24 protein-coding genes, 1 tRNA gene and 2 pseudogenes are annotated in these 26,536 nt (G+C 65.1%); 13 read left to right on the top strand and 14 right to left on the bottom strand.

Annotation, left to right across the window (positions count from 1 at the left end; genetic code table 11):
- Positions 1-38: 38 nt before the first annotated feature.
- Entirely contained in the window at positions 39-1,553 is a 1,515-nt protein-coding gene (locus KDD17_RS00520; RefSeq protein WP_212704794.1) for a YifB family Mg chelatase-like AAA ATPase, read from the top strand.
- Here the strand turns inward: KDD17_RS00520 and KDD17_RS00515 are convergent.
- The 4 genes from KDD17_RS00515 to rsmI are packed head-to-tail and all read right to left on the bottom strand — an operon-like array spanning position 1,519 to position 4,674.
- Positions 1,519-2,430, bottom strand: coding sequence for an alpha/beta hydrolase fold domain-containing protein (locus KDD17_RS00515; protein ID WP_212704793.1), 912 nt, complete (start codon positions 2,428-2,430; stop codon positions 1,519-1,521). The genes KDD17_RS00520 and KDD17_RS00515 overlap by 35 nt on opposite strands.
- Entirely contained in the window at positions 2,427-3,362 is a 936-nt protein-coding gene (gene gshB, locus KDD17_RS00510) for a glutathione synthase (RefSeq protein ID WP_212704792.1), read from the bottom strand. The genes KDD17_RS00515 and gshB overlap by 4 nt, the downstream gene beginning before the upstream one ends.
- A gap of 57 nt (positions 3,363-3,419) precedes the next feature.
- Positions 3,420-3,797, bottom strand: a complete 378-nt coding sequence (locus KDD17_RS00505) for a YraN family protein (RefSeq protein ID WP_212704791.1) — start codon at positions 3,795-3,797, stop codon at positions 3,420-3,422.
- A 4-nt stretch (positions 3,798-3,801) separates the two neighbouring features.
- Positions 3,802-4,674, bottom strand: a complete 873-nt coding sequence (rsmI, locus tag KDD17_RS00500; RefSeq protein ID WP_212704790.1) for a 16S rRNA (cytidine(1402)-2'-O)-methyltransferase — start codon at positions 4,672-4,674, stop codon at positions 3,802-3,804.
- 89 nt (positions 4,675-4,763) lie between these two features.
- Here rsmI and KDD17_RS00495 point away from each other — a divergent pair, with 89 nt between their 5' ends.
- From KDD17_RS00495 to KDD17_RS00485, 3 genes are all read left to right on the top strand, one after another.
- Complete coding sequence (locus tag KDD17_RS00495; RefSeq protein ID WP_212704789.1) at positions 4,764-5,948, top strand: penicillin-binding protein activator; 1,185 nt, start codon at positions 4,764-4,766, stop codon at positions 5,946-5,948.
- On the top strand, positions 5,908-8,700 hold the full coding sequence (locus KDD17_RS00490; protein WP_212704788.1) for a [protein-PII] uridylyltransferase: 2,793 nt from the start codon (positions 5,908-5,910) through the stop codon (positions 8,698-8,700). Before KDD17_RS00495 ends, KDD17_RS00490 begins: the two co-directional genes overlap by 41 nt.
- Before the next feature lie 145 nt (positions 8,701-8,845).
- Positions 8,846-10,063 (top strand): MFS transporter, encoded by a 1,218-nt coding sequence (locus KDD17_RS00485; protein ID WP_212704787.1) that lies wholly within the window; start codon positions 8,846-8,848, stop codon positions 10,061-10,063.
- Positions 10,064-10,071: 8 nt separating this feature from the next.
- Here the strand turns inward: KDD17_RS00485 and KDD17_RS00480 are convergent, their stop codons facing one another.
- Entirely contained in the window at positions 10,072-11,013 is a 942-nt protein-coding gene (locus KDD17_RS00480) for an NAD(P)H-binding protein (RefSeq protein WP_212704786.1), read from the bottom strand.
- Between the two features lie 102 nt (positions 11,014-11,115).
- Between KDD17_RS00480 and murJ the strand changes: the two are divergent.
- Positions 11,116-12,659: pseudogene (gene murJ / locus KDD17_RS00475) on the top strand (murein biosynthesis integral membrane protein MurJ).
- On the opposite strand, the gene KDD17_RS00470 reads toward murJ, so the two are convergent.
- Positions 12,656-13,348, bottom strand: coding sequence for a rhomboid family intramembrane serine protease (locus tag KDD17_RS00470; protein WP_212704785.1), 693 nt, complete (start codon positions 13,346-13,348; stop codon positions 12,656-12,658). The pseudogene murJ and the gene KDD17_RS00470 sit on opposite strands and share 4 nt — an antisense overlap.
- A gap of 79 nt (positions 13,349-13,427) precedes the next feature.
- Here KDD17_RS00470 and trpS point away from each other — a divergent pair.
- Positions 13,428-14,446, top strand: a pseudogene (gene trpS / locus KDD17_RS00465) (tryptophan--tRNA ligase).
- 7 nt (positions 14,447-14,453) lie between these two features.
- Here trpS and KDD17_RS00460 read toward each other — a convergent pair.
- From KDD17_RS00460 to KDD17_RS00450, 3 genes are read right to left on the bottom strand one after another with little or no spacing between them, the layout of a single operon-like run.
- Positions 14,454-14,903: a hypothetical protein gene (locus tag KDD17_RS00460; protein ID WP_212704783.1), complete on the bottom strand. Its 450-nt coding sequence runs from the start codon at positions 14,901-14,903 to the stop codon at positions 14,454-14,456.
- Entirely contained in the window at positions 14,900-15,667 is a 768-nt protein-coding gene (locus tag KDD17_RS00455) for a hypothetical protein (protein ID WP_212704782.1), read from the bottom strand. The genes KDD17_RS00460 and KDD17_RS00455 overlap by 4 nt, the downstream gene beginning before the upstream one ends.
- Positions 15,577-16,569, bottom strand: coding sequence for a hypothetical protein (locus KDD17_RS00450; RefSeq protein WP_212704781.1), 993 nt, complete (start codon positions 16,567-16,569; stop codon positions 15,577-15,579). Before KDD17_RS00450 ends, KDD17_RS00455 begins: the two co-directional genes overlap by 91 nt.
- Positions 16,570-16,812: 243 nt before the next feature.
- On the opposite strand from KDD17_RS00450, the gene KDD17_RS00445 reads away from it, so the two are divergent.
- From KDD17_RS00445 to KDD17_RS00435, 3 genes are read left to right on the top strand one after another with little or no spacing between them, the layout of a single operon-like run.
- Entirely contained in the window at positions 16,813-17,919 is a 1,107-nt protein-coding gene (locus tag KDD17_RS00445) for a class II histone deacetylase (protein WP_212704780.1), read from the top strand.
- 4 nt (positions 17,920-17,923) lie between these two features.
- Positions 17,924-18,496, top strand: coding sequence for a nitroreductase family protein (locus KDD17_RS00440; protein ID WP_212704779.1), 573 nt, complete (start codon positions 17,924-17,926; stop codon positions 18,494-18,496).
- Entirely contained in the window at positions 18,487-19,224 is a 738-nt protein-coding gene (locus KDD17_RS00435; RefSeq protein ID WP_212704778.1) for an EI24 domain-containing protein, read from the top strand. Before KDD17_RS00440 ends, KDD17_RS00435 begins: the two co-directional genes overlap by 10 nt.
- On the opposite strand, the gene KDD17_RS00430 is transcribed toward KDD17_RS00435, so the two are convergent.
- Positions 19,154-19,450, bottom strand: a complete 297-nt coding sequence (locus tag KDD17_RS00430; RefSeq protein ID WP_212704777.1) for a DUF1467 family protein — start codon at positions 19,448-19,450, stop codon at positions 19,154-19,156. The genes KDD17_RS00435 and KDD17_RS00430 overlap by 71 nt on opposite strands.
- Positions 19,451-19,454: 4 nt before the next feature.
- Positions 19,455-19,859: a methylmalonyl-CoA epimerase gene (gene mce / locus KDD17_RS00425; protein ID WP_212704776.1), complete on the bottom strand. Its 405-nt coding sequence runs from the start codon at positions 19,857-19,859 to the stop codon at positions 19,455-19,457.
- A gap of 202 nt (positions 19,860-20,061) precedes the next feature.
- On the opposite strand from mce, the gene KDD17_RS00420 reads away from it, so the two are divergent.
- Positions 20,062-20,709: a response regulator gene (locus KDD17_RS00420; RefSeq protein ID WP_254796838.1), complete on the top strand. Its 648-nt coding sequence runs from the start codon at positions 20,062-20,064 to the stop codon at positions 20,707-20,709.
- Positions 20,710-20,713: 4 nt separating this feature from the next.
- Here KDD17_RS00420 and KDD17_RS00415 read toward each other — a convergent pair whose 3' ends face one another.
- Positions 20,714-21,442 carry a GNAT family N-acetyltransferase gene (locus KDD17_RS00415; RefSeq protein ID WP_212704775.1) on the bottom strand — a complete coding sequence of 243 codons (729 nt, stop codon included), beginning with the start codon at positions 21,440-21,442 and terminating at the stop codon, positions 20,714-20,716.
- A gap of 107 nt (positions 21,443-21,549) precedes the next feature.
- Between KDD17_RS00415 and KDD17_RS00410 the strand changes: the two genes are divergently transcribed.
- Positions 21,550-22,026: a hemerythrin domain-containing protein gene (locus KDD17_RS00410; protein WP_212704774.1), complete on the top strand. Its 477-nt coding sequence runs from the start codon at positions 21,550-21,552 to the stop codon at positions 22,024-22,026.
- Between the two features lie 42 nt (positions 22,027-22,068).
- On the opposite strand, the gene aspS is transcribed toward KDD17_RS00410, so the two are convergent.
- The gene (gene aspS, locus KDD17_RS00405; RefSeq protein WP_212704773.1) at positions 22,069-23,850 is read right to left on the bottom strand and encodes an aspartate--tRNA ligase; all 1,782 of its coding nucleotides are present in this window, start codon (positions 23,848-23,850) and stop codon (positions 22,069-22,071) included.
- Between the two features lie 102 nt (positions 23,851-23,952).
- Positions 23,953-24,954: a type I glyceraldehyde-3-phosphate dehydrogenase gene (gene gap / locus KDD17_RS00400; protein ID WP_212704772.1), complete on the bottom strand. Its 1,002-nt coding sequence runs from the start codon at positions 24,952-24,954 to the stop codon at positions 23,953-23,955.
- Positions 24,955-25,094: 140 nt separating this feature from the next.
- Between gap and KDD17_RS00395 the strand changes: the two genes are divergently transcribed.
- Both KDD17_RS00395 and KDD17_RS00390 read left to right on the top strand, forming a co-directional pair.
- Complete coding sequence (locus KDD17_RS00395; protein ID WP_212704771.1) at positions 25,095-26,258, top strand: cytochrome P450; 1,164 nt, start codon at positions 25,095-25,097, stop codon at positions 26,256-26,258.
- An 88-nt stretch (positions 26,259-26,346) separates the two neighbouring features.
- Positions 26,347-26,423: transfer RNA gene (locus KDD17_RS00390), tRNA-Met, on the top strand.
- The last annotated feature ends 113 nt before the right edge of the window (positions 26,424-26,536 follow it).

Below are 26,536 nucleotides of genomic sequence, written 5' to 3'. Positions count from 1 at the left end.
CGCCATGGTTAACGCCGCCGGATCAGGGAGGCTCTCACATGGTCGCACGCGCGCACAGCGTCGCGTTTCAGGGCGTCGACGCGCGCCCGGTCGAAGTGCAATGCGCTGTCACCCCCGGCTTGCCCGCGTTCTCCATCGTGGGCCTGCCGGACAAGGCCGTGTCAGAGGCACGCGACCGGGTGCGCACCGCGCTGTCCTCGCTTGCCATCGCCCTGCCAAGCAAACGCATCACCATCAATCTCAGCCCCGCCGACCTGCCCAAGGAAGGCAGTCATTTCGATCTGCCCATCGCGCTGTCGCTGCTGTGCGCCCTCGAAATCCTGCCCGCCGACGTGATGGAAACGGTCGTCTCGCTCGGTGAGCTGTCACTCGACGGGGCGCTTGTGCCCGTCACCGGCGCCCTGCCCGCCGCCATGACCGCCGCAAGCGAGGATCGCAGCCTGCTGTGCCCCTTCGGCTCGGGGGCGGAGGCGGCGTGGGTCAATGCCTGTCAGGTCATCGCGGCGCAAACGCTGGGCGATGTGGTGCGGCACTTTACCGGTCAGGTGCCACTGGCACCGGCGGAACCGGGCGAGGTTGCAGCCCTGCCCACCGCACGCGATCTGCGCGACGTCAAGGGCCAGGAACGCGGCAAGCGCGCGCTGGAAATCGCCGCCGCCGGGCGACACCACCTGATGATGATCGGCACACCGGGCTCCGGCAAATCCATGCTCGCCGCGCGTTTGCCGTCGATCCTGCCACCGCTCACGGCGGTCGAGGCGCTGGAGACGTCGATGATCCACTCCATCGCCGGGCTGCTGGACGCGGGCGGCATCTCCCGCGCGCGCCCCTTTCGCGAGCCGCACCACACGGCATCCATGGCCGCGATCATCGGCGGCGGGCGGCAGGCAAAGCCGGGCGAAGCATCGCTGGCCCACAACGGCGTGCTCTTCATGGACGAGTTCCCCGAGTTTCCGCGCACCGTGCTCGAAACCCTGCGCCAACCCATCGAGACGGGCGAAGTCATGGTCGCCCGCGCCAACGCACACGTAAAATACCCGTGCAAATTCATGCTGATCGCGGCGGCAAACCCCTGCAAATGCGGCTATCTTCCCGACCCGGCCCGCGCCTGCGCCCGCGTGCCGCACTGCGGCGAGGACTACCTTGGCCGGATCTCCGGCCCCCTGATGGATCGGTTCGACCTGCGCGTGGACATACCGCCGGTCAGCTACGCCGATCTCGATTTACCGGCCGCGGGGGAGGGGTCGGCGGACGTGGCCGCACGCGTCGCCACGGCCCGCGCGCTTCAAGCCGCGCGCTTTGCCGGGATGGACGGTGTGACCTGCAATGCGGACGCCGAGGGCGACACGCTCGAACGCATGGCCAACCCCGACGCGGACGGGCGCGATCTGCTCAGCCGCGCGGCCGAGCGGTTTGGCCTCTCCGCGCGCGGCTACCACCGGGTGCTGCGGGTTGCGCGCACCATCGCCGATCTCGACGGGTCGGGCACAGTGGCCAAACCGCATATCGCCGAAGCGCTCAGCTTTCGTCTGCCCAACCCTGACGCGTCCTGATCCACGCGGCGAGGGCCGATAGCGTCTCCCGCGCTTCCGGCAGGATATTGTGAAAGATCGGCCAGACATGCGGGCAATCACGCGCCTCGATCAGCGTCACGTCGGCACCATCCCGGCGCAGGGCAGCCGCGAGGCCACGGGCATCGTCCTGCAGAATCTCCGTATCTCCCACCGTGATCCAAGCGGGGCATTCGGGGCCGAACGCGCCAAAGATCGGGCTGACGCGTGGATCGCGCGGATCAGCTCCACACAGGAACGTCTGCGCCAATTCATCCACGCGTTCCGCGGGCAGCAACACATCCGCCGCCGCGTTGCGCTGCAAACTCTCTGCGCCGTAGGTCAGATCGGTCAGCGGAGAGAATCCGAACGCCGCACCGGGCAACGCCATCCCCTCGACGCTCAGCGCAGCCAGAAGGCCAAACGCCAGCGCACCCCCCGCGCTATCCCCGCCCAGCACGACCTGCGCGGGGTCCACACCGCTGGCGATCAGCGCATCCCAGGCCGCACGCACGTCGTCCGGGGCGGCGGGGTACGGATGCTCAGGCGCGCGGCGGTAGCGCGGCAGAACAGCCCGCGCGCCAATCATGCCTGCCAGCGTGGCGGCCATGGCGTGATGGGTCTCGGGGCTGCCAAACACAAAGCCGCCCCCGTGAATGTAGAACAATACCCGCTCCGCGCGCGCCCCACGGGGCTCAAGCACCAGCGCGGGCACAGACCTCAAAGAGATGCGGCGCCGTACCGTGCCGCGCGGCGCAAAGAAGAACACCCGCGCCTCCACCTCGAGCGCGCGGCGCAGCTGATCCGGAGTCCCCCGCCGCAGACGCCGTTTTTCCACCCGGCGCAGCCAGCCATTCAGCAGACCGCGCCGACGGCTCATCCGCGCCGTGCCTCGATCGCGTCCCACACCTTGGCCGCGATGTTCACGCCATCGAACCGCTCAAGCTCCTGAATACCGGTGGGGGAGGTCACGTTGATCTCAGTCAGATAATCACCGATCACGTCGATCCCGACAAACACTTGCCCACGCTCTTTCAAAAGCGGGCCAATCCGGTCACAGATCTCGCGATCGCGCGCGGTCAGACCGACCTTCTCCGGCCGCCCGCCGACGTGCATGTTCGACCGCGTCTCCCCGGCGGCGGGCACACGGTTGATCGCACCGACGGCTTCCCCGTCGACGAGGATCACGCGCTTGTCGCCCTTGGACACATCCGGCAGGAATTTCTGAACGATCAATGGCTCCCGGCTGAACCCGGTAAACAGCTCATGCAGTGAGCTGAGGTTGCTGTCATCCTTGGTCAGCTTGAACACGCCCGCTCCCCCATTTCCGTAGAGCGGCTTGAGGATGACATCCCCGTGCCGCTCCCGAAAGGCGCGCAGCGTGGCGATGTCACGGGCGATGGCGGTGGGGGGGGTCAAGTCAGGGAAATCCAGCACCAGCAGCTTTTCGGGAAAGTTTCGGACCCAAAATGGATCGTTGACGACCAGTGTCGTCTGCTTGAGACGGTCCAGAAGATGGGTCGACGTGATGTAATGCATGTCGAACGGCGGATCCTGCCGCAGCCATACGACATCAAAATCGCTCAGATCCACTTCGCGCATCTCGCCCAGCACCGCCGGATCGCCTGCCACGCGCTGCACAGTCATGTCCTGACCGCGCGCCGTGATCCGCCCCTCCTGATAGGCAAGATGGTCTGGCGTGTAGAAAAACAGACTATGACCGCGCGCCTGCGCTTCCTCGGCCAGGCGGAAGCTGCTGTCTGCGTTGATATCGACGTCGCCGATGGGGTCCATCTGGAAGGCAATTTTCATGGGCTTATCCTTGCTGCTGCCATCTAGATGGCAAAGCGGACCGCCCTGTGCAATGCCTCAGCTGTGGCCGAAAGCGTTTTCGATGATCTGCGTCTCGCCGTAATCATTCACAAGTGCGACATCAAAGCGGACATCCGTAAGCGCGCCGCGTGGCTCTCCTCCCAGAAACTCTTCGGCGCTGGCGTATATGCGGTGCATCTGACGTTGCGTGATCCGCTGTGCCGCGCGTGCAAAGCTGCCACTTTGCTTCACTTCCACAAAAATCAGCCCATCCCCGTCGCGCAGGATCAGATCGATCTCCCCCGCACGCCCGCGCCAGCGCCGCCGCGCCAGTGAAAAGCCGCGCCGCTCGTAATCCTGCGCGATCCGGTGCTCTGCCGCAGCCCCTGCGTGATGGGCCATCGCCCCGCGATGTACCGCATTTGCCTTTGTCATCCTGTCATTCCTCCGCATCCCCGGACTGCCGCAGCGCAAGTGCTTTTTGATAGACCAATCGACGCGGTAGTCCCTGCGCCGTGGCCACCGCATCGACGGCGTCGCGCATCGACTGCCCTTCAAGCGCATGTTCCAGCATCATCTCTAAATCATCAAAGTTAACAGACTCTGAACGCCCCCGGTCCACCAGAACCACGATCTCGCCCTTGGGCTTTTCGGTCGCGTATGTTTCGGCCAGTTCGGCGAGGGTGCCCGCGCGTGTTTCCTCGAATTTCTTGGTCAATTCCCGGCAGACCACCGCCTGCCTCTGCACCCCGAGCGCCTGCGCCGCGTCGCGCAGCATTGCGCCCAACCGCTTGGGCGATTCGTAGAAGACCAGCGTTGCCTGGCACCCCGCCAGCGCACTCAGTGCCGTCAGCCGGGCGGCCTTCGCGTTGGGCAGAAATCCGGCAAAGTGAAAGGCATCCGTCGGCAAACCGGCGATGGCCAGCGCCGTCAGTACCGCCGACGCGCCCGGCGCGCAGGTCACCGGCACACCCGCCGCGCGCGCCGCGCGGCCCAGCTCGAACCCCGGGTCCGCGATCAGGGGCATGCCTGCCTCGGAGGCATAGGCCACCGATTGGCCCTCGCGCGCCGCGTCGACCAGCCGCTCGACCACGCCGTCGCCACTGTGATCGTGCAGCGCCACGATCCGGCGCCCGTCGAGCGCGACCCCGTGGATATCCATCAACTTGCGCAGGCTGCGGGTGTCTTCGGCCGCCAGGACATCGGCGCTCGCCAACGTGTCGAGGGCCCGCAGGGTGATGTCGCGCGCCGTACCGATGGGCACCCCGACAAAAATGATCCCGGCCGCCAGTTTCTGCCTATGGATATTCAACGCTGGACCCTCTCCGTGCACACTCTATGATGCCCGCAATTCGCGCGGGTTCAACGCCTATCGCGCCTTGTCTGGGGAGTACCGTATCCATGTTTGCCATCCGTCGCATCACGCAAAAATTCACGCGGCTGTTTACTCTGCCCGCGGCGCTGCTGGCGCTGGCGGCCTGTGATCCCGCAGCACTGGGCGGTCTTGGCGGATCCTCGGGCCCGCGCATCGATACATCCGCCCCCGTGCCGATCGCCCTTCTGGTGCCGCGCGGCGGTTCTGCGGCGGACAACCTGCTGGCCAAGAACCTCGAGAACGCGGCGCGCATGGCGATCCGCGATCTGGACGGGGTGCAGATCGATCTGCGCGTCTATGGCACCGCAGGGCAGGCCGGCACCGCAGGCACGGCCGCCGCGCAGGCCATTGCGGACGGGGCCAAGCTGATCCTCGGGCCAGTCTATGGCGAGGCGGCCAATGCCGCCGGTGTCGCCGCAGCACCCGCCGGGGTGAACGTGCTGTCGTTCTCCAACAACACGACAATCGCCGGCGGCAACGTCTTTGTGCTCGGGCCCACCTTTGACAATACCGCGCGCCGTCTGGTCGGCTATGCCAAGCGTCAGAACCGCGACCGGATCGTCGTGCTGCACGCCAATGACATCGGGGGGCAGCTGGGCCGCAACGCGATCCAGAAAGCGATCAACGCGAATGGTGCCACCCTCGCGGGCACGGTCGACTATGCGCTGAGCCAGGAATCCGTGCGCGCGGCAATCCCCCGGGTCAAGGCCGCCGTCGACAATGGCAACGCCAATGCGCTGTTCCTGACAGCCAATTCCGCCACCGCCCTGCCGCTCTTTGCTGATCAACTGCCCGGCGCCGGCGTGTCCCCCGACACGACCAAATACATCGGGCTGAGCCGCTGGGACATCCCGTCGCAAACCCTGTCGCTGCGCGGCATCCAGGAGGGATGGTTCGCCTTGCCCGATCCCGGTGCCTCCGCCGCCTTCTCGGCCCGCTACGCTCAGGCCTACGGGGAGCGTCCGCTGGACATCGCCGGGCTTGCCTTTGACGGGATCGCCGCCGTCGGGTCGCTTGTGAAGGCAGGCAAATCCAACGCGCTGTCCGGCGCCGCCCTGACGCAGGGCGCGGGCTTCAAGGGCGCGAGCGGGATCTTCCGTCTGCGCGCGGACGGCACCAACGATCGTGGCCTTGCCGTGGCGACCGTGCGCAACAACGCGGTCGTCGTGCTTGAAGGCGCGCCGCAGGCCTTCGGCGGCGCCGGGTTCTGAGCCCTTTGTGACCCAAACCGCCCTTCCCCCTTCGGCGCCCGCCCTTCTCGCGGCGCCGGAGGAGATATTCGACAGCGTCGGCATCGCCGCCCGCATCGCCGCCGTCACAGGCAAGGATGCGCGCGCGGCCATCCTCGACATCCTGCGTCACGCGCAACGCGACGCCCGCGCCCTGATCGCGGAACGCTTTGCACAAAGCCCGTTCGACGCCCGCGCCATGACCGGCGCCTACAGCTACCTGACCGATTGTCTGGTGCAGACCGTGCTGGAAACCGCCCGCGACAGGCTGGTGAAGGCACCGCCCGAATCCCCCTTCAGCGTGATCGCCGTGGGCGGCTACGGGCGCGGAGAAATGGCGCCCTTTTCGGATGTGGATCTGCTGTTCCTGACGCCCAGCCGCATCACGCCCGAAGCCGAGACGCTGATCGAGGCGATGCTGTATATGCTTTGGGATCTCAAGCTCAAGGTTGGCCATTCCAGCCGCACGATCCGCGATTGCGTAAAGCTTGGGGCAGAGGATTTCACCATCCAGACCTCCCTGCTCGAATACCGCTTTATCTGCGGGGATGCAGCACTTGCGCAGGATCTGGGAACGGCCCTGCGCGCGGATCTCTTTTCCGGCACGGGCCGTGATTTCATCGAGGCCAAATTGGCAGAGCGCGACAACCGTCACCTGCGGCAGGGCCAGCGCTATGTCGTTGAACCCAACGTCAAAGAAGGCAAGGGTGGGCTGCGCGATCTGCAATCGCTCTTCTGGATCGCCAAACATATCCACAAGGTGCACCACACGGTTGAACTGGTGACCGAAGGCGTCTTTCGACCCGAAGAATACGAGACCTTCACCGCCGCCGAAAACTTTCTCTGGGCCACGCGCGGCCATCTGCATCTGCTGACCGGCCGCGCGACCGAGCAATTGACCTTCGACATGCAGGTGCAGGTGGCCGAGGCCATGGGATACCAGGATCGGGGCGGTCGCCGCGCGGTCGAAGTGTTCATGCAGGCCTATTTCCGTCACGCCACCGCCGTGGGCGATCTGACCCGCATCTTCCTGACCAAGCTCGAAGACATGCACGTCAAATCAGAGCCCCTGCTGGAGCGGATCTTTCGCCGCAAGCCCCGGATCAAACCCGGCTATCTGGTCGTGCACAACCGCATTGCGATCGAGGATGACGCCGACTTTCTCGCCGATCCGATGAACCTGCTGCGCCTGTTCGAGGAAGCGCTGCGCACCGGCATGCTGATCCATCCCGATGCCATGCGCACGATCAAGGCAAACCTGCACCTGATCGACGACCAATTCCGCACCGCCCCCGAGGCGCAGCGCATCTTCCTGGATCTGCTGCTCAAGCACGGCAATCCCGAACGCGCCCTGCGGCGGATGAACGAATTGGGCGTGCTTGCCGCCTTCATCCCCGAGTTTGAGCCCATCGTCGCGATGATGCAGTTCAACATGTACCACAGCTATACCGTGGACGAGCATACCATCCAGACCATCGCCAACCTTGCGCGCATCGAAAAGGGCGAGCTGGAAGAAGAGCTGCCCGTCGCCTCCTCAATCCTCGCGCGCGGGGTGAACCGCCGCGTGCTGTACGTGGCGCTTCTGCTGCACGACATCGGCAAGGGCCGCGAGGAGGATCATTCGATCCTCGGCGCCCAGATCGCGCGCAAGGTGGCCCCACGTCTGGGCCTGCGGCAAGACGAGGTCGACACGGTCGAATGGCTCGTGCGCTACCACCTTCTGATGTCGGACATGGCCCAGAAACGCGACATCGCCGATCCGCGCACCGTGCGCGATTTCGCCAAGGCCGTGCGCGAGGTCAAACGCCTCGATCTTTTGTGCGTGCTGACGGTCTGCGACATCCGTGGCGTGGGGCCCGATACCTGGAACAACTGGAAAGCCGTGCTGATCCGCGCGCTTTACCGCCAGACAGACCGCGCGCTTGAGGAAGGGATGGAGGCGCTCAACCGCTCGAACCGCGGCGCGGAGGCCAAACAGGCCCTGCGTGCGGCGCTGCCCGATTGGCCGAAAAAGGCGCTGCGTGCCGAAACCGCGCGGCACTACGATCCCTATTGGCAGGGGCTGCACGTCACGGCCCATGTGGCCTTTGCCAAGATGCTGCGCGATCAGAACAAGGATGAGATCGTGATCGACCTCTTCCCCGACGAAGACCGCGACGCCACGCGCGCGTGTTTCGTCATGCCCGATCATCCCGGCATCTTTGCCCGGCTCGCGGGGGCCTTGGCGCTGGTGGGGGCCAATGTGGTCGACGCGCGCAGCTACACAACCAAAGACGGCTATGTCACCGATGCTTTCTGGATCCAGGACGCCGAGGACAACGCCTACGAGGCTTCCAAACTGCCCCGCCTGCGCCAGATGATCGAACGAACCCTGCGCGGTGAAGTCATCGCGCGCGACGCGCTGAAATCCCGCGACAAGGTCAAGAAACGCGAAAAAGCCTTCCGCGTGCCGACCTCCATCAGCTTCGACAACGACGGCTCCGAGATCTATACCATCATCGAGGTCGACACCCGCGACCGCCCCGGCCTGCTCTATGATCTGGCGCGCGCGCTGGCGGATTCGAACGTCTACATCGCCAACGCGGTGATCGCGACCTACGGGGAGCAGGTGGTCGATACCTTCTACGTCAAGGATATGTTCGGGCTGAAATACCACTCCGAAAGCAAACAGCGCACGCTGGAAAAGCGCCTGCGCGCCGCGATTGCCCAGGGGGTCGAGCGCGCGGAGGACTAAGCGTCGACAAGGCCCCCATCACCCTGCGCGCGCCAAGCCGTCGGCCCTTTTCCTCCCCCAATCATTCGTGCCCCAGCCCCTCGTTTGCGTCAAACCGCCGCCAACGGCCCTTTCCCAATGCCGCATCGCGCCCTACCCTCACGCGATGGATCCAAACCGCACCATCGCCGCCCTGCCGTGGTTCTACTTTCTCAACGGCATGCTGTTCTGGCAGGCGACGTGGTTCCTGTATTTCCAGGGCACACTTTCGGGCGCCGAGGCTATTGCGCTGTACGCCGTCTACGACATTGCCACGACCCTGATCGAAGTACCCTCCGGCGTTTTCTCCGACCGCATCGGCCGCCGCTTTACCCTCGCGCTCTCGGCGCTCTGCGGGGCACTCGGGTGCCTTGCGCTCGCGACCGGCGACAGCTTTGCCGTGTTTGCGCTAGGTCAGGCGCTGATCGGCGCCTCCACGGCCTTTCGTTCGGGCACCGATACATCGCTGTTGTACGAATCCCTCGACGCGGCGGGCCGCACGCAGGAGGTCGAGGCGCAGGAAATCCGGGTGCAGCGGTTTTCCTTCACCGGCTTTGCGCTCTCCGCCGTCATCGGCGGGGCCCTCGCACAGATCGCACCCACGCTGCCGTTCTACGCCACCGCGCTTGCCTTTCTCGCGGCCTTGGCACTCACCCTGCGCCTGTCAGAGCCGCCGCGCAGCCGTACCACCACCGCCCGCGCCGATCTGCGCGCGCTGACCGGCGCGCTCACCCATCCCGTGCTCGCCTGGCTCTTTGCGCTTGGCGTGCTGATGTACGGCTTCAGCCATTTGCCCTTTGTCTTTGGCCAACCGTTCATTCGCGAAACGCTCGACACCATCGGCCTTGCGGGTGAGGCGCCGCTGGTCAGCGGTGCGATCACGGCGGTCATGATGGCGATCTCGGTCGCGGTGTCCTTCGTGGCGCTGCCACTGCGCATCCGCCTCGGCCTGCCGCTCACGCTGCTTGCGGCCTTTGCGTTGCAACTCGCCCTGAACGCCACGCTGTCGCTGACGACCGCGACGCTCGCCATCGCCGTGCTTGCGCTGCGCATGGTGCCGGATGCGCTGGCCAATCCGTTCATCCTCGCGCGTATCCAGCCGCTTCTGCCCGCACAAACCCGCGCCACCTATCTCTCGCTCAAAAGCCTCGCGGGAAAGCTGGTGTTCGCCGCGACCCTCATGGCCGCCTCCACCACCGCAGAAAGCACGGGGCTGCTGCCCACCGCAGATCTGCAACGCATCCTTGGATGGTACACGCTGGCGGGCATTGCCTGCCTCGCAACGCTCGCGATCCTGGCGCGCCCCCTTCCGTTGGAGCGCGGGCCTGAAGCACCCGAGCAGTAGCCGCCCCCTCAGAAAACCCCGTGCGCGCCCAGATCCACCGTCGCCTGCCCCGCCAGAAGCGCCGCATAATGGTTCCGCAACGTATCGCTGCCAAACGTGGGCGTCGCCTGCGCGTCATAGCGCGCACCATCCCACACCAGCATCGATTCAGTCGCGTAATAGCGCCCGATGCGCGCCAACTGCGCCTTTTCGGCGGCGGGTGCATATAGCTTGCCCAGCGCGCCCAATCCCCCCGCAATCGTATCGAGCAAGGCCACCGGCACCCGACGCACCGGCACCGCACGCCCCAGCAAATCCGACAGCATTGCCACCTGGTCCAGCGGCGTGATCGCAGGCCCCGGCCCGCCAATCGGCAAAACCGCGTCCCACCGCGCCGGATCGTCCAGACAGCCAGCGATATAGCGCCCCAGATCGCGGTCGCTGATCGGCTTGCACGCGGTCAACCGACCGTCACCGAACACCATGAAAGGCCGCCCCGCCCGCACCCGCGCCACCTGCCCCGAGAGGGATTTGAAAAACGCCGTGGGCCGCACGATGGAATAGCGCAGCCCCGACGCGATCAGCGCCGCCTCGAACGCCAGCTTGGCCTGCTGAAACGCCAGCTTTGGCCGCTGCACGCAGATCGCCGAGAGCAGCACGAGATGCCCGACCCCCGCCGCCTGCCCCGCCGCCAGCACGGCCAGCTGCGCGCCGTGATCCACCGCCCAGGCATCGCGCGGCGCACCGCTGCGCGAGGCAAGACAGCTCACCACCGCCGTGATCCCGCGCCCCGCAAACGCCGCGCGCAGCTGGCGCGGATCCGTCACATCCCCGCGCACAAATTCCGCGCCGCCCTCCGGCGCGCTGCGGCCAAAGCACACGACCTCGTGCCCCGCGTCGCGCAGGCCCACCAGCGCCCCCGCACCCGCCGTGCCGGTGGCGCCAAACAACATGATCCGGTGTTTCGTCATCGCCGCGATCCTTCCCGCAATCACGCGCGCGCACAAGCGAAACCATTGCGCCCGCCCGCGCACAGGGCTACCCCCACTCCCAAGCGTAGCGCACGAGGCCCCATGAAACCCATCCGCCTGCTCACGGGCTTTTTCACCGTCGGTGTCTGGACGCTGCTCAGCCGCGTTCTGGGGTTCGTGCGCGAGGTGCTGATCCTGTCGCTGATCGGCCCCGGCCCGGTGATGGACGCTTTTGTTGCCGCCTTCCGCCTGCCCAACATGTTCCGCCGGTTCTTTGCCGAAGGGGCATTCAACGCGGCCTTCGTGCCGATGTTCTCCAAACGGCTGGAGGCGGGGGAAGATCCACAGGGCTTTGCCGTGCAGGCCCTCAGCGGGCTGGCGTTCGTGACGCTGATCCTCACCGGGCTCGGCATGGTTTTCATGCCGGGTCTCGTCTGGCTGACGGCCGAAGGGTTCACCGGCGACGCGCGGTTCGACATGACCGTGGATTACGGGCGCATCGTCTTTCCCTACATCCTTTTCATGTCCCTCTCGGCGCTGTTTTCCGGCATCCTCAACGCGACCGGGCGCTTTGCCGTGGCCGCTGCGGCGCCCGTGCTGCTCAATATCTTTGTCATCACCGCGCTCACGCTTGCCCATCTAACGCAAAGCCCGGCAATCACCTGGCTCGTCTGGTCAATCCCGCTGGCGGGCATCGCGCAGCTGGCGTTGACGTGGCGCGCGGCGGCGGGCGCCGGTTTCGCCATCCGCCCCCGCCGCCCAAGGTGGAGCCCGCAGATGCGCGATCTCGTCATAATCGCCCTGCCCGCCGCCCTTGCGTCGGGCGTGATGCAGATCAACCTTGTCGTGGGACAGCTTGTCGCCTCGCAATACGAAAACGCGGTCAGCTGGCTGTTTGCCGCCGACCGGCTTTATCAACTGCCCCTCGGCGTTGTCGGTATCGCGGTGGGCATTGTGCTGCTGCCCGATCTGTCCCGGCGCCTGTCCGCGGGGACGACACCGGCGCGCGCCACGCGTTGTCCCGCGCGGCGGAGGTCTCGCTGGCGCTGACGATCCCCTCGGCCATCGCGCTGATGGTGGTGCCGCTCACGCTGGTGTCGGTCCTGTTTGAGCGGGGCGCCTCCGGCCCCGACGACAGCGCGGCGATTGCCACGGCGGTGATGATCTACGGCTTGGGCCTGCCGGCCTTTGTGCTGCAAAAGATCGTGCAACCGATCTATTTCGCCCGCGCCGACACCAAACGCCCGTTCTATTTTGCGATCCTCGCCATGGTTATCAACGCGGGCCTTGCGGTGGGCCTTGCGCCGGTCGTGGGCTGGCTCGCCCCCGCCGTCGCCGCCACGGTGGCGGGCTGGGCGATGTACGCGGCCCTCGCCATCGGCGCGCGCCGCTGGGGGGAGACGGTGCGCATGGACGACCGCTTTCGCCGCCGCATCTGGCGCATCCTCGTCGCCGCCGTCATCATGGGCGCGGTCGTCTGGTTTGCCAATGTGCAGCTGACGACCCTGCTCGCCATGCCGGGGTGGAGCGGGCTGGGACTGCTACTGCTGATCGTCATCGCCGCCGTCAGCTATTTCGGATCGGGCCAGCTGATCGGCGCCTTCCGCTTGCAGGAATTCAAACAGGCCGTCCGGCGCAAGGGCTAACGCTGACGCAACCGCGTCAGGATCTTGGCCCATTCGCCGGGCGCTGCAATGAAACACAGCGCAAATCCGGTGACGAACCCGGCCAGCTCGGCCACCCATCCATTGCCCACATCGGCAAAAAGGCTCCACACCAGTTGCAGGCCCATCAGCACCCCGATGAGCGAGAACGCACGAAACTGCTGCGACCCGGTGCCCGCCAACCGGCGCCACAGCAGGAAGCTGTATCCGCCGATCAGCCCGTAGACCGCCGGGTAGGCGCCCACCAGCCAGACCGGATCGTCCAGCAGCAGCGCATAGGCCAACGCGCCGCCGATGCCCGACAGCACGAACAGCGCCAGCATGGCGAATTGCCCCATCACCTCGGCGCACATCTTGCCCAGCGCCAGCATCAGCACGATGGCGATGAGCGCGTGGGTGAATGTCAGGTGAATGAACGGATAGGTCAGCAACCGTGCGAGATGCTCCAGCGGCCAGCGCCCCTGCGACACCATCGCGTCAAAGATATCGCCCGAAAAGCCCCAGTCGCGCACCAACCCCAGCCGCCAGCCCACGGCCTGCGGCCCGCCGATCAGCCCCGCCTCGCCCAGCGTCAGCGCCGCCTCGACGCCCGCGATGATCAGGAACAGCACCACCACGACCGGCGGCAGCGGGTTGACCGGAGGCTCGAACGGAGGCTCATCATGTGCCATGGGATCTCTCACGTTGACGGGGAGTTGCGGCATGGGTAAGCCCATCGCGACCCATATTCCAGCCCCTTCGGAGTGCGCCATGAGCGAGACCACCTTCACCCCCGCGTCTTTTCCGGCATCCAGCCGTCGGGCGGGCTGACCCTTGGCAACTATCTGGGCGCGATCAAACGCTTTGTCGACATGCAGAACCAGGGCGATTTTGAAACCGTCTACTGCATGGTCGATCTGCACGCGATCACCGTCTGGCAGGATCCTGCGGATCTCAAACGCAACACGCGCGAGCTTGCGGCGGGCTTTATCGCGTCGGGCATTTCGCCGGAAAAGAGCATCCTCATCAACCAATCACAAGTGCCCGAGCACGCGCAGCTGGGCTGGATCTTCAACTGCGTGGCGCGCATGGGCTGGATGGGCCGCATGACCCAGTGGAAGGACAAAGCAGGCAAGAACGCCGAGGCCGCCTCACTGGGCCTTTTCGGCTACCCGGCGCTGATGGCCGCCGACATTCTGGTCTATCACGCCACCCACGTCCCCGTGGGCGAGGATCAGAAACAGCACCTCGAGCTGACCCGCGACATCGCGGCCAAGTTCAACCACGACTACGGCGTTGATTTCTTCCCGCTGACGGAGCCGGTGATCGAAGGGGCCGCGACCCGCGTGATGTCCCTGCGCGACGGCTCCAAGAAGATGAGCAAATCAGATCCGTCGGATGCCAGCCGCATCAACATGACCGACGACGCCGACACCATCGCCAAGAAGATCCGCAAGGCCAAGACGGACCCGGACGCGCTCCCCTCCGAGGCTGCGGGCCTCAAGGACCGCCCCGAGGCGCGCAATCTGGTGAACATCTACGCCGCGCTGAACGAACAGACCGTGGATCAGGTGCTGGCGGACGTAGGCGGGCAGCAATTCGGCACGTTCAAACCCGCGCTGGCCGAACTGGCGGTGGCCAAACTCGCCCCCATCTCGACCGAGATGGCGCGGCTGATGGATGACGTGGGCGAGATCGACAAGCTGCTGGCCAAAGGCGCAGAGCAAGCCCGCGAGATCACCGCGCCGATTCTGAAAAAGACCTACGAAATCGTCGGCATGGTCGGATAACCGGGCGTCAGCGCCACGGATTGCTGCGCTCCAACGCGGTCTGGTAATCCGCAACCGCCGACGAGGTATATTCCCCCTGCGGCGAACGCGGAAAGGCCGCGTCCATCGCCGCCATCGCAGGCTCCAATGCTTCATGCGCCGGTGGAACCTGCGGGCAATCGTCGGTCAGCACGTCGTAGGCCAACCCGACCATCGACCGAACGCCGCTTATGGTTGCGATCACGGCGATATCCACATCCGGTTTGCCTAGCTGTGCCTCGATCTGCCGCGCGATCCGCGCCACCTTCCCGGCAAGGTCCTGCACGTCCGCCGCTGTCACAGAAGGGCGCGCCAGACAGGCGGCCATCCGCGTCGCGGGGATCGCACCCGATTGCATCCCCGCGGCCAGCCGCTCCAGCCCGACCGCATAGGCGTCGAACGCGCGGATCGCGTTTTCAAAGGCGGGTTTTGGCGTCATTTGTCACACTCGTTCGGGTTGCCCGCACGCATCGACGCACGTGAGGGGCTGGTCGGCGCCCTGTCATTCCATCCGGTATGCCAGTAGTCCGTCACCTGATCCTCCCCGATCGCACCCTCACGCGGACCGGGGAGGAAGATCTGCTCGTCCCCGCCCCGCAGCATCATGTTCGGGTCCGCTTCGGAAATCTGTGGCGCGATGGGTCCGCGCAGTGCCGCCGGCGGCGGTGGGACCGTCGCCTTGATAAAGGCACCGCCTTCGTTCCAACCTTGCAGCACTGCATTCCTTGAGCGCCAGACCGCTTCGTCATCGTCGGGAATGTTGCGGCTCCAGAACCCGCCGGTGTGCCCGTCCGGCTTGTCGATCACCCGAAACAGCGCGCCATCGCCGGTCAGCGGAATTACCTCGGGTTTGCTCGAAAACGACGGCAGAACATTGTTGAGGTAGTAGCCCTCGCTTGCGCGCATATGCCGGGCGGACTCTTCAGGTAACTGGCGCAGAATATCGTCGTACCACTCCTTGAACAGCTCGGGCGTGCGCCGCGCAAGCGCCCTGGCAGCGTCATCAATCGGTTCGGCGCCGGCCTCCAGTGCCGTCTTGTCGAACCCGACCCGCCGCATTGTGTCCTGCCAGCTGTCGTAGGCGCGGCGCGTGGCCTGCATCGTACGGCGGATCACGATACCCTGGCCGGGCATGACCATCCACGCGCGCGACGCGAAATCGGCCAGGCCCCGCAGCAGTTTTTCCTGAATTTCGCGCGCCACGCGGGGAACATCTCGTTGGCCATCGCGCGCACGGTCTCGATCGTCTCGCGCAACTCGCCCCCGCCAAAGAAGGGGATGCGGTCAGTGCACATATCCAGAAATTCGTTGAATTTCTGCGTCACGAACGCAACGTGCCCCGGCAGCTCATCGGCAAGCTTTTTCAGGAAACGGTAGCCATTCACCTGCGGCATCCGCCTGTGCAGCGCCTTGTTGATGTAGATGAGGATCTTGCCAACCTCACCGGCCTGCCGCCAGACCAGCTTGATGACGCCCTTCGCCAGCGAGCCGAGACTTGGGATCAGGCCGATCAGGCAGGCAAAGACGCCGACCCACACGCCGATCTCGGTGTAGCGCTTGTCCCAGATCAACGCCTTGCCATTGGCCACCAGATCCCGCAGATCGGCGACCTGATCGATGCCGGGGACGGCCGTGACGATGGCATTCGTAATGATCTGCCCGGTCGTCATATCCTCGTTGAAATCGCCCTGAACCACGTCCCACGCCCAATCGGCGCCGCTCATGACTGCATCGGCCGCGCGGGCAAACCAGCCGCGCTCATCCTCGACGGGGGCGGGCTCAGTGTAGGGAACAGGCTCCGTCGGATCGTCAAAGACGAAGACCTCGACCGGACCAGCGTGATCGCCCAGATCCACATGCACATACTGATGCGGCGCATCCGGCCCGATCGAGATCACGCCTTCGGTGATGACATCGCCGCCCGGCTCTCCGCCGTTGGGGGTCTGAACCACATAAACCGCGTCGGTGACCGGATCGCCTTCGGTATATTCATAGCGAACGTGGATCCAGTTGCCCGTGTGGCAACCCGCACATCCGCCGCCCACGGCATCGCCGCTTTGCGAGGCAGCCGCCGCCTGTGCCGCATCATACCCGCCGTCAGCCACGCGCGGCCCTCCGCAAAGGATCGCGGGCCGCTGGCCGCCGACGGCAAGAGGGAACAGGGAATCTCATGACGCGTAGCCTAGCGCATACCAATCTGCACTGGAATGCATTTCGCCATTCCGTGTGTGCACGTGCGGTGTACACACGGTGCATACCCGGTGCACACCGCGAAATCCCGTTTGTGATGCCCTCCCGGAACGCCTATCTCTATCCCCGAACGACGGCGCGGATCGAAAGGCGGGGCGATGAGCACGGGATTTTTCTGGGACGAACGGACATTCTGGCACGCGGGCGGTGACTATGCCTTTACGCTGCCGCTGGGCGGGCTGGTGCAACCCATGGCCGCCGGCGGCCTGCCCGAAAGCCCCGAGACAAAGCGGCGCTTTCGCAATCTGATGGAAGTGACCGGCATCACCGCCGATCTGTCGATGCAGGGCGCCGATCCCGCCGACCGCGCAGCCCTAGAGCGGGTGCATCCCGCCAGCTATCTCGACCGGTTCAAGGAAGTCTCGGACGCGGGCGGTGGCGAGTTGGGGTATCACGCGCCCTTCGCGCAGGGCGGCTTTGAGGTCGCGGCGCTCTCGGCGGGGTTGGCCACCGCTGCGATGCGCGCCGTGGCGACCGGCGAGGTCGAGAACGCCTATGCCCTCAGCCGCCCGCCGGGGCACCACTGCGAACCCGACGCGCCGATGGGGTTTTGCCTGATGGCCAACCTTGCCATCGCGCTGGAAACCGCGCGCGCCGAGGGGCACATCACCCGCGCCGTCGTGCTCGATTGGGATGTGCACCACGGCAACGGCACCGAAAAGATCTACTATGACCGCGCCGATACGCTGACGATCTCGCTGCACCAGGAAGGCAACTATCCGCACCCCAAGGGCGCCTTTGCCGATCGCGGTGCAGGCGCCGGTGCGGGATACAACATCAACCTGCCCCTTCCCGCCGGCACGGGCGCGGACGGCTACCTGCACGCGCTTGAGCGGATCGTCATCCCGCAGATCCGCGCGTTCAAACCCGATCTCATCGCGGTGGCCTGCGGGTTCGATGCCGCCTGCCCCGACCCGCTCGCCTCGATGCAGCTGACCGCCGGCGCCTTTGGCGAAATGACCCGCCGGATCAAGGCGTTGGCCCGCGAGATCTGCGGCGGCAAGTTGATGCTGGCGCATGAGGGCGGCTATTCCGAGGTCTATGTGCCGTTTTGTGGCCACGCCGTGCTGGAGGCGCTGTCGGAAAGCCGCCACACCGCCCCCGATCCGCTTGGCGCCGCTTTCGACGGGCGCCAGCCCAACGCCCGCACCGCCGCCCTGACCCGCACGCTCATCGACGAGATGGCCGAAAAGCTGGAGAGCTGAGCTGATGCCGACCCCAAACCCCGACGCGCTGGAATTCCTGCAAACCCGCCGCTCGCGCCCGGCCAAGACGCTGACCGCCCCGGTGCCCGACCGTGATCTGCTGATGCCCCTGCTCACCGCCGCCGCCCGTGTGCCGGATCACGGCAAGCTTGAGCCATGGCGTTTCATCGTGATCGAACGCGACGCCATGGCCCCGCTGGCCGCGCTTGCGCAGGCGCGCGGAGAGGCGCTGGGGCTGGAGGCCGAACAGATCGTCAAGGGACGCGCGCAATTCGATCAGGGCACCCTCGCCGTGGCCGTGATCGAGGTGCACAAACCCTCCGAAAAGATCCCCGCGCTGGAGCAGACCTATTCCGCCGGCTGTGTCTGCCTGGGGCTGGTGAATGCCGCGCTTGCGGCGGGCTGGGGGGCGAACTGGCTCAGCGGTTGGGCCAGCCACGACCGCGAATTCATGCGCGCGGGGTTTGGCCTTGAGGAACACGAGCGCATCGCGGGCATCGTTCACATCGGCACCGCGCGCGCCGCCCCGCCCGAGCGTCCGCGCCCGGACCTCGAAAGCATCACGACATGGCTATAGGCGCGATTTTCCGGGCGTTTGGCCTGACCCTTGGCCAGATCGGCGATCCGCGCTTTGCCCGTGTGCTGGGCATCGGGATCGCGCTGACGGTCGCGCTGATGATCGCTGCCGCTGCAGGATTTGCCAGCCTGATCGGCTGGATCGCCGGCGACGAGGTGTGGATTCCAATGCTGGGCGAAGTGCAGTGGATTGATGACCTGCTCAGCTGGGGCGCGCTGGCATTGATGCTCCTGCTGTCGGTATTCCTGATGATCCCTGTCGCCTCGGCGATCACCTCGATGTTTCTCGACGATGTGGCCGACGCGGTCGAGGCGGAGCATTACCCCCATCTGGCCCAGAAACCCCGCACACCGTTCTGGGAAGCGCTGCGCGATACCGTGAATTTCCTTGGCGTGATCGTCGGGGTGAACGTGCTGGCGCTGATCCTCTACGTGGCCTTTGCGCCCGTCGCGATCTTTATCTTCTGGGCGGTGAACGGGTTTTTGCTGGGGCGTGAATATTTCATGCTGGTCGCCATGCGCCGTATTGGCCGGGTGAAGGCCAAACAGTTGCGGCGCAAACACTTTTTCACCGTCTGGGCGGCGGGCACGCTGATGGCGATGCCGCTGACGGTGCCGCTGCTAAACCTCGTGATCCCCATTCTTGGGGCCGCGACGTTTACTCACCTGTACCAGTTCGTGACGACGGAACGCCGCGGCCCACCCAGTTTTCCAGATCGTCCACGCTGATGATCTCCGACAGGATGATCGCCACGAAGATCGCCCAGAACAGGAAGGCGATCACGGTCGTCCAGATCGCTTTCTTGCCCAGATGATGATGCTCGGGCGCGCCGGCGTGGGTGCCCGGCACGATGTCATTCAGATCGCCCTGGGTTTTGACGCGGATCGGTAGGATCACGAGGAATGTCATGAACCAGCAAACGGCGTAGAGCACGAGGGCCGAGGTGACACCCATGCGCTCAGACCTGTTCCAGCTCGACGAGCGCGCCGTTGAAATCCTTGGGGTGCAGGAACAGCACGGGCTTGCCATGCGCGCCGATCTTCGGCTCCCCTGAACCCAGCACACGCGCGCCGGTGGATTTCAGATGGTCGCGGGCCGCGATGATGTCATCGACCTCATAGCAGATGTGATGGATGCCGCCGGCCGGGTTCTTTTCCAGAAAGCCGTTGATCGGGCTGTCGTCACCCAGCGGATAAAGCAATTCGATCTTGGTGTTGGGCAGCTTGATGAAGATCACCGTGACGCCGTGATCGGGTTCGTCCTGCGCGGGGCCGACATTGGCGCCCAGCGCGTTGCGGTACTGGTCCGCCGCGGCCTCAAGGTCGGGCACGGCGATGGCCACATGGTTCAGACGTCCGATCATGGCGGGGCTCCTCGTTTTGCAGTTGCGCCACGTTATGCGGCGCGCCGGGCAAAAGCGCAATGCGACGCGTTAACCTGTGATTAGCGATGCGGCCTTAACCATTAAGGGGAACCCCAGAATCGGAGACGCCCATGGCCCCCTTGATCCCTTTGCACCGACCTTCCCCGCCCCCACCGCGGCGCGTCCGCTTTTGGGCCTGACCGTGCTGGTCGTCGAAGACAGCCGCTTTGCCTGCGAGGCGATGCGTCTGTTGTGCCTGCGTTCCGGCGCGCGCATCCGGCGGGCCGATTGCATCCGCTCCGCCAGGCGGCATTTGCAGGTCTACCGCCCCACGGTGGTGATCGTCGACCTGGGCCTGCCCGACGGTTGCGGCACGCAATTCATCGCCGAACTTGTGGAAGCTGAGACGACCCAATCCATCGTTCTGGCAATCTCGGGCGACACCGAGCGCGAGGGCGAAGCCCTCGCCGCCGGGGCGCAGGGCTTTCTGGGCAAACCCATCACCTCGCTCGCGGCATTCCAGCAAGCGGTCCTGTCACAGTTGCCCGCCGACCGCCGCCCGTCGGGCCTGCGCGTGATTGAAAACGAAACGATCACGCCGGACGAGATGGCCTATCACGACGACATCAGCCATGCGGCGGATATTCTGGAAAACCTCCCCAATGAACACGCGCTGGACTATCTCGCCCAGTTTCTTCGGGGTGTTGCCCGCTCTGCCGACGATGATCCGATGGTGCAAGCCGCCCACGCACTCGCCGCGCGCCGTGCCGACGGTGGGGCCGCTGGGTCCGAAACCGCGCGCATCGCCGGGCTGATCCAGCAGCGACTGGCCGGGAAGGTCGCGATCTGACGCCCTAGCGCAGCGCCGGATCGGATCCCGCGCGCACAAGGCGGGTCATGTCGCCCAACCGCTCACGCTGCGCGCCGTCATCGTCAAAATTCGCGGGTGCGAGCCATGTGCCGAATGCCTCTTTCAGCGCGGGCCATTCGCTGTCGATCGCGGCGAACCACGCAGTATCGCGGTTGCGCCCCTTGACCACGGTCGCCTGCCGGAACACCCCCTCAAAGCTGAGGCCGAGCCGCTGCGCCGCGCGGCGGGACGGCAGATTGAGCGCGTTGCACTTCCATTCGAACCGGCGATAGCCCGTCTCGAACGCCCAGCCCATCATCAGATACATCGCCTCTGTCGCGGCGGGCGTGCGTTGCAGGGCGCCGCCAAAGCAGATGTGACCCACCTCGATGCTTCCCGCTTCAGGCGTGATGCGCAGAAAACTCGCCATACCCTCGAAAGCGTCGCTTTGCAGATTCTTGATCGCGTAGAACGCAGGGTCGTTCCCAGCGGCGATGTCGCGCACCCAGCGGTGAAACTGCGCAGACGACGAAAATGGCCCCGACGGCATGTAATCCCACAGCGCGTCCTGCTCGGCAAACGCGCGATACAGCAGCGCTGCGTGGGCCTGCGCGTCCAACCGCTCAAGCCGCGCAAAACGGCCCTGCAGGGGGGCCACGCCGGGCAGCGGGGGCGGTGTCCAGTCTGGAACAGGGGCGCCGATGGGCGCGCCGGAGGGAAGGCGATCGGTCATGGCGACAGTGATACGCAGCCTCCCTGCCCTGACAAGACCCAAACGCGCGGGAACCCTGCGCGATGCTGTAGCGTTCCCCTTCATCTGCACCGATCAGGAGACCTGCAATGCCTTCCATCTACGACGCCATCAAGGACGATCACGACGCCCACCGCACCCTTCTGGATGCGATTGCCGAAACCCAGGGCGACAGCGCAGAGCGCCGCGCGAAGTGGAAGGAATTCTACCGCGATGTGAAATCCCACGCCGCAGCCGAGGAAGAGACGTTTTATTCCAAGCTGATCTCGGAGACCTGGGGCCAGGACGCCGCGCGCCATTCGGTACACGAGCACCAGCAGCTCGACGACCTGATGGAAGAGCTCAACACCATGGACATGAGCAGCCCCGCCTGGCTGACCAAGTTCAAGACGCTCAAGCATGATTATGAGCATCACATCGAGGAGGAAGAGGACGAGGTATTCACCCGCGCGCGCGAAACCATCGGGGCCGAGCATAACGACGCCTTCGGCGCCCGCTTTGAAGAACGCAAACGCGAGGAGATGGGCCTGATCGAAGAAAAGCGCGCCGACAGTCTGGAAGACTGACCCGAAACGAAAAAGCGCCGCAGGATCCTGCGGCGCTTGTGTTTATTGGTCCTGCGGGATCACGCGCAGCCCCAGCTCCATCAGCTGATCGCTGGTCGGATCCGAGGGCGCGTTCATCATCAGATCCTCGGCGCGCTGGTTCATCGGGAACAGGATGACCTCACGGATGTTGCTTTCATCGGCCAGGAGCATCACGATCCGGTCGATGCCCGCGGCGCAGCCTCCGTGGGGCGGGGCGCCGTATTGGAAGGCGTTGACCATACCGCCGAAGCGCTTGCGCACCTCTTCCTCGCCGTAGCCCGCGATCTCAAAAGCTTTGAACATGATCTCGGGGCGGTGGTTCCGGATCGCGCCGGACACCAGTTCGTAGCCGTTGCACGCCAGATCGTACTGATATCCCAGCACCTCCAGCGGATCGCCCTCCAGCGCTTCCATCCCGCCCTGCGGCATGGAGAAGGGGTTATGCTCGAAATCGATCTTGCCGGTTTCGGCGTCCTTTTCGTAGATCGGGAAATCCACGATCCAGGCAAAGGCAAAACGGTCGGTGTCCGTCAGCCCCAGCTCTTCGCCGATGACATTGCGCGCGCGGCCTGCGACGGCCTCGAACGTCTTGGGCTTGCCGCCAAGGAAGAACGCCGCGTCGCCGGTATCGAGGCCGAGTTGCTGGCGGATCGCCTCCGTGCGCTCGGGGCCGATGTTCTTGGCCAGCGGGCCAGCGGCCTCGCGCCCCTCACCCTGATCGCGCCAGAAGATATAGCCCATGCCGGGCAGACCTTCCTTCTGGGCAAAGGCATTCATGCGGTCGCAGAACTTGCGGCTGCCGCCGGTGGGCGCGGGGATCGCGCGGATCTCGGTGCCTTCCTGCTCCAGCAGCTTGGCAAAGATGGCAAAACCGGAGCCCGCAAAATGCTCGGACACGACCTGCATCTTGATCGGGTTGCGCAGGTCGGGCTTGTCAGAGCCGTACCACAGCGCCGCGTCCTTGTAGGAGATCTGCGGCCAGTCCTGATCGACCTTCCGGCCCCCGCCGAATTCCTCGAACACGCCGGTCAGCACGGGCTGAATCGTGTCGAAAACGTCCTGCTGCTCGACAAACGACATCTCGAGGTCGAGCTGGTAGAAATCGGTGGGCGAGCGGTCGGCGCGCGGGTCTTCGTCGCGGAAACAGGGCGCGATCTGAAAGTATTTGTCGAAACCCGACACCATCAGCAACTGCTTGAACTGCTGCGGCGCCTGCGGCAGGGCGTAGAACTTGCCCGGATGCAGACGCGAGGGCACCAGAAAATCGCGCGCCCCTTCGGGGCTGGAGGCGGTGATGATCGGTGTCTGATATTCGCGGAAGTCCTGATCCCACATGCGTTTGCGCAATGAGGCCACAACGTCCGAGCGCAGCGCCATGTTGCGCTGCATCCGCTCGCGGCGCAGATCAAGGTAGCGGTAGCGCAGGCGCGTTTCCTCTGGGTATTCCTGATCGCCGAACACCTGCAACGGCAGATCGCCGTTCACCCGGCCTAGCACTTCGATATCGCGGGCGTAAACCTCGATCTCGCCGGTGGGCAGCTTGGGGTTCACCAACGCCTCATCGCGGGCCTTCACGGTGCCGTCGATGCGGATACACCATTCAGAACGGACCTTTTCGACCTCGGCAAACACCGGGCTGTCGGGATCGCACAGCACCTGCGTCATGCCGTAGGCATCGCGCAAGTCGATAAACAGAACGCCGCCGTGATCGCGCACCCGGTGCACCCATCCCGAAAGACGGACGGTATCGCCCACATTCGCGGCAGTGAGCGAGGCGCAGGAGTGGGTTCTGTAAGCGTGCATGGCGGTCCCTTTCGTCGCGCTGACGCGCGCCCCCATCGGCGCGCTGAAACTGCGCGCAGCTACACCGCGCGGGCGCGGTGAAGTCAAGGCCGGCAGGGCAGTTTAGATCAGCTTACCCATGGCAACCGCCGTATCGAGCATGCGGTTCGAGAACCCCCACTCATTGTCATACCAGCTAAGCACGCGCACCATGTTCCCGTCGAGAACCCGCGTCTGATCGAGATGGAACACCGACGAATGGGGATCGTGGTTGAAATCCACGCTCACCAATGGCTCATCGGTATAGCCCAGAATACCCGCGAGGCGCCCGTCGGCGGCGGCGATGATCGCCGCGTTGACTTCATCCACCGAGGTCGCACGCGACGCCTCAAACGTCAGATCCACGACCGAGACATTGGGCGTGGGCACGCGGATCGCTGTGCCGTCAAGCTTGCCGTTCAACTCTGGCAGCACCAGACCGACGGCCGCGGCGGCGCCCGTTGACGTCGGGATCATCGACAGCGCTGCGGCACGTGCGCGGTAGAGATCGCTGTGCATCGTATCCAGCACCGGCTGGTCGCCTGTATAGCTGTGCACGGTTGTCATCAGACCTTTCACAATGCCCACGGCATCATCCAGAACCTGCGCCACGGGGGCCAGGCAGTTCGTCGTGCACGATGCGTTCGAAACAACCAGATCGTCCGCCGTCAGGCTGTCGTGGTTCACCCCGTAAACGATGGTCTTGTCCACGTCCTTGCCCGGCGCGGAAATAAGCACACGGCTGCTGCCGTTCTCAAGGTGCGCCTTGCAATCGTCTTTCGAGCGGAAAACGCCCGTGCATTCCATCACGATATCCACATCGCTCCACGGCAAATCGGCGGGATTGCGCAGGCTTGTCACCCGAATCGGGCCTTGCCCTGCATCGATGGTATCCTCGGTCACGGAAATCTTGCCGGGGAAGCGCCCGTGCACGCTATCGTATTTCAGCAAATGCGCGTTGGTCTTGATCGGCGCAAGATCGTTGATCGCAACGACGCGGATATCCGTGCGCTCTGCCTCGATGATGGCGCGCAGGACGTTGCGGCCGATGCGGCCAAAGCCGTTGATGGCGACGTTGAGGGTCATGAAAGCCTCCGGGGTTCAGGATATTTGGCGGCAAACTAGATTGTTTGCGCTAACATCGCAACCCAAGAGTGCAGCCTTCCCGTTTGACGCAGCCCCCGGCCCGTGGTGACCTGACAGCATCCCACCCCAAGGAGCCGCCAATGACCCACGCGCCCGTCTACACCATCGACCCGCAGGCCTTCTGGCACGATCCCTACCCCGATCTGGCCGTCCTGCGCCGGGACGCGCCGGTTGCCTACGTGCCGCAGCTGGGGGCGACGCTCATCACCCGGCGCACTGACATCTTCGAGGTCGAGAAAAAGATCGCCTACTTCTCCTCCGAACAACCCGACGGGCTGATGACGCGGCTGATGGGGCAGAACATGATGCGCAAGGACGGGGCCGCGCATCTGGCCGAACGGCGCGCGATCTTTCCCACCGTGTCGCCACGCACGGTCAGGGATACCTGGCGGGCCCAATTCCAGACGATCACCGACCGCGCCCTTGCCGAGATCAAACCGCGTGGCCACGCCGATATGGCGCAAGACATCGCCAAACGTCTCTCGGGCGAGGCACTTGTGGCGATGACCGGCCTGCGCGACATGACGTGGCAAGAAATGGATCGCGTGAGCCAAGGCATGATCGATGGCTGCGCCAACTACGCGGGCGACGCGGAGATCGAAGCGCGCTGCCACGATTGCACCGCCTCGATCGACCGGCACATCGACGTGATGCTGCCAGTGCTGCGTGCTGATCCCGACGCGTCGCTTCTGTCGGTGCAGCTTGCGGCCGGACTGCCGATGGATCAGATCCGCGCAAACGTGAAACTCGCCATCTCCGGCGGCCAGAATGAACCGCGCGATGTGATCGCGGGCCTTGTCTGGGCGCTGCTGACCCACCCCGACCAATACGCACTGGTACAATCGGGGCACGCCAGCTGGATGCAGGCATTCGAGGAATATACCCGCTGGATGTCGCCTATCGGGATGAGCCCGCGCGAGATGGCACAACCCTACACGCTGCATGGGATCACGCTGGAAGCAGGCGCGCGGGTATTCCTGATGTTCGGTGCCGGCAACCGGGACGAAACGGTCTTTGCCCGACCGGATGTTTTTGACATCACGCAGGATGGCTCTGCCTCGATTGCCTTTGGCGCGGGGCCGCACTTCTGTGCCGGGGCCTGGGCCGCGCGCTGCCTGATCGGCGAGGTCGTGATGCCGACGCTTTTTGCGACACTTCCCAACCTGCGCCTCGCGGGCGCGGCGCGCTTTGGCGGCTGGGCTTTTCGCGGCCCGCTGAGCGTTCCGGTCGTCTGGAATACCTGAACCGAAACCCCAACGGCAAAATTTATTGCCGTATGCGCGCATTTCGCTTGAACTCCCCCGGCAGCTATCCTAATTCAACCGAACTTGGCGCGGGATGGAGCAGCCCGGTAGCTCGTCAGGCTCATAACCTGAAGGTCGTAGGTTCAAATCCTACTCCCGCAACCAAGGTAACCGACATGGCCCGTGCATATTGCGCGGGCCATGTCGTTTCTGCCTCCCGCAAAGTCAATATACCGGCCAATTCCCCGGCAAGTTCGATGTGATGACCGTTCGATGCG

This window comes from Sulfitobacter albidus (genome assembly GCF_018200035.1).
In the GTDB taxonomy this organism is placed as follows: domain Bacteria; phylum Pseudomonadota; class Alphaproteobacteria; order Rhodobacterales; family Rhodobacteraceae; genus Sulfitobacter; species Sulfitobacter albidus.
The sequence above is the reverse complement of the archived record's forward strand: the minus strand, read 5'-3'. Positions and strand labels throughout refer to the sequence as shown.

Coding starts and splice junctions, on each gene's coding strand:
- KDD17_RS00520 (WP_212704794.1), top strand. CDS start 39: ATGGTCGCACGCGCGCACAGCGTCGCGTTTCAGGGCGTCGACGCGCGC.
- KDD17_RS00515 (WP_212704793.1), bottom strand. CDS start 2,430: ATGAGCCGTCGGCGCGGTCTGCTGAATGGCTGGCTGCGCCGGGTGGAA.
- gshB (WP_212704792.1), bottom strand. CDS start 3,362: ATGAAAATTGCCTTCCAGATGGACCCCATCGGCGACGTCGATATCAAC.
- KDD17_RS00505 (WP_212704791.1), bottom strand. CDS start 3,797: ATGACAAAGGCAAATGCGGTACATCGCGGGGCGATGGCCCATCACGCA.
- KDD17_RS00495 (WP_212704789.1), top strand. CDS start 4,764: ATGTTTGCCATCCGTCGCATCACGCAAAAATTCACGCGGCTGTTTACT.
- KDD17_RS00485 (WP_212704787.1), top strand. CDS start 8,846: ATGGATCCAAACCGCACCATCGCCGCCCTGCCGTGGTTCTACTTTCTC.
- KDD17_RS00480 (WP_212704786.1), bottom strand. CDS start 11,013: ATGACGAAACACCGGATCATGTTGTTTGGCGCCACCGGCACGGCGGGT.
- KDD17_RS00470 (WP_212704785.1), bottom strand. CDS start 13,348: ATGGCACATGATGAGCCTCCGTTCGAGCCTCCGGTCAACCCGCTGCCG.
- KDD17_RS00460 (WP_212704783.1), bottom strand. CDS start 14,903: ATGACGCCAAAACCCGCCTTTGAAAACGCGATCCGCGCGTTCGACGCC.
- KDD17_RS00445 (WP_212704780.1), top strand. CDS start 16,813: ATGAGCACGGGATTTTTCTGGGACGAACGGACATTCTGGCACGCGGGC.
- KDD17_RS00440 (WP_212704779.1), top strand. CDS start 17,924: ATGCCGACCCCAAACCCCGACGCGCTGGAATTCCTGCAAACCCGCCGC.
- KDD17_RS00435 (WP_212704778.1), top strand. CDS start 18,487: ATGGCTATAGGCGCGATTTTCCGGGCGTTTGGCCTGACCCTTGGCCAG.
- KDD17_RS00430 (WP_212704777.1), bottom strand. CDS start 19,450: ATGGGTGTCACCTCGGCCCTCGTGCTCTACGCCGTTTGCTGGTTCATG.
- mce (WP_212704776.1), bottom strand. CDS start 19,859: ATGATCGGACGTCTGAACCATGTGGCCATCGCCGTGCCCGACCTTGAG.
- KDD17_RS00415 (WP_212704775.1), bottom strand. CDS start 21,442: ATGACCGATCGCCTTCCCTCCGGCGCGCCCATCGGCGCCCCTGTTCCA.
- KDD17_RS00410 (WP_212704774.1), top strand. CDS start 21,550: ATGCCTTCCATCTACGACGCCATCAAGGACGATCACGACGCCCACCGC.
- aspS (WP_212704773.1), bottom strand. CDS start 23,850: ATGCACGCTTACAGAACCCACTCCTGCGCCTCGCTCACTGCCGCGAAT.
- gap (WP_212704772.1), bottom strand. CDS start 24,954: ATGACCCTCAACGTCGCCATCAACGGCTTTGGCCGCATCGGCCGCAAC.
- KDD17_RS00395 (WP_212704771.1), top strand. CDS start 25,095: ATGACCCACGCGCCCGTCTACACCATCGACCCGCAGGCCTTCTGGCAC.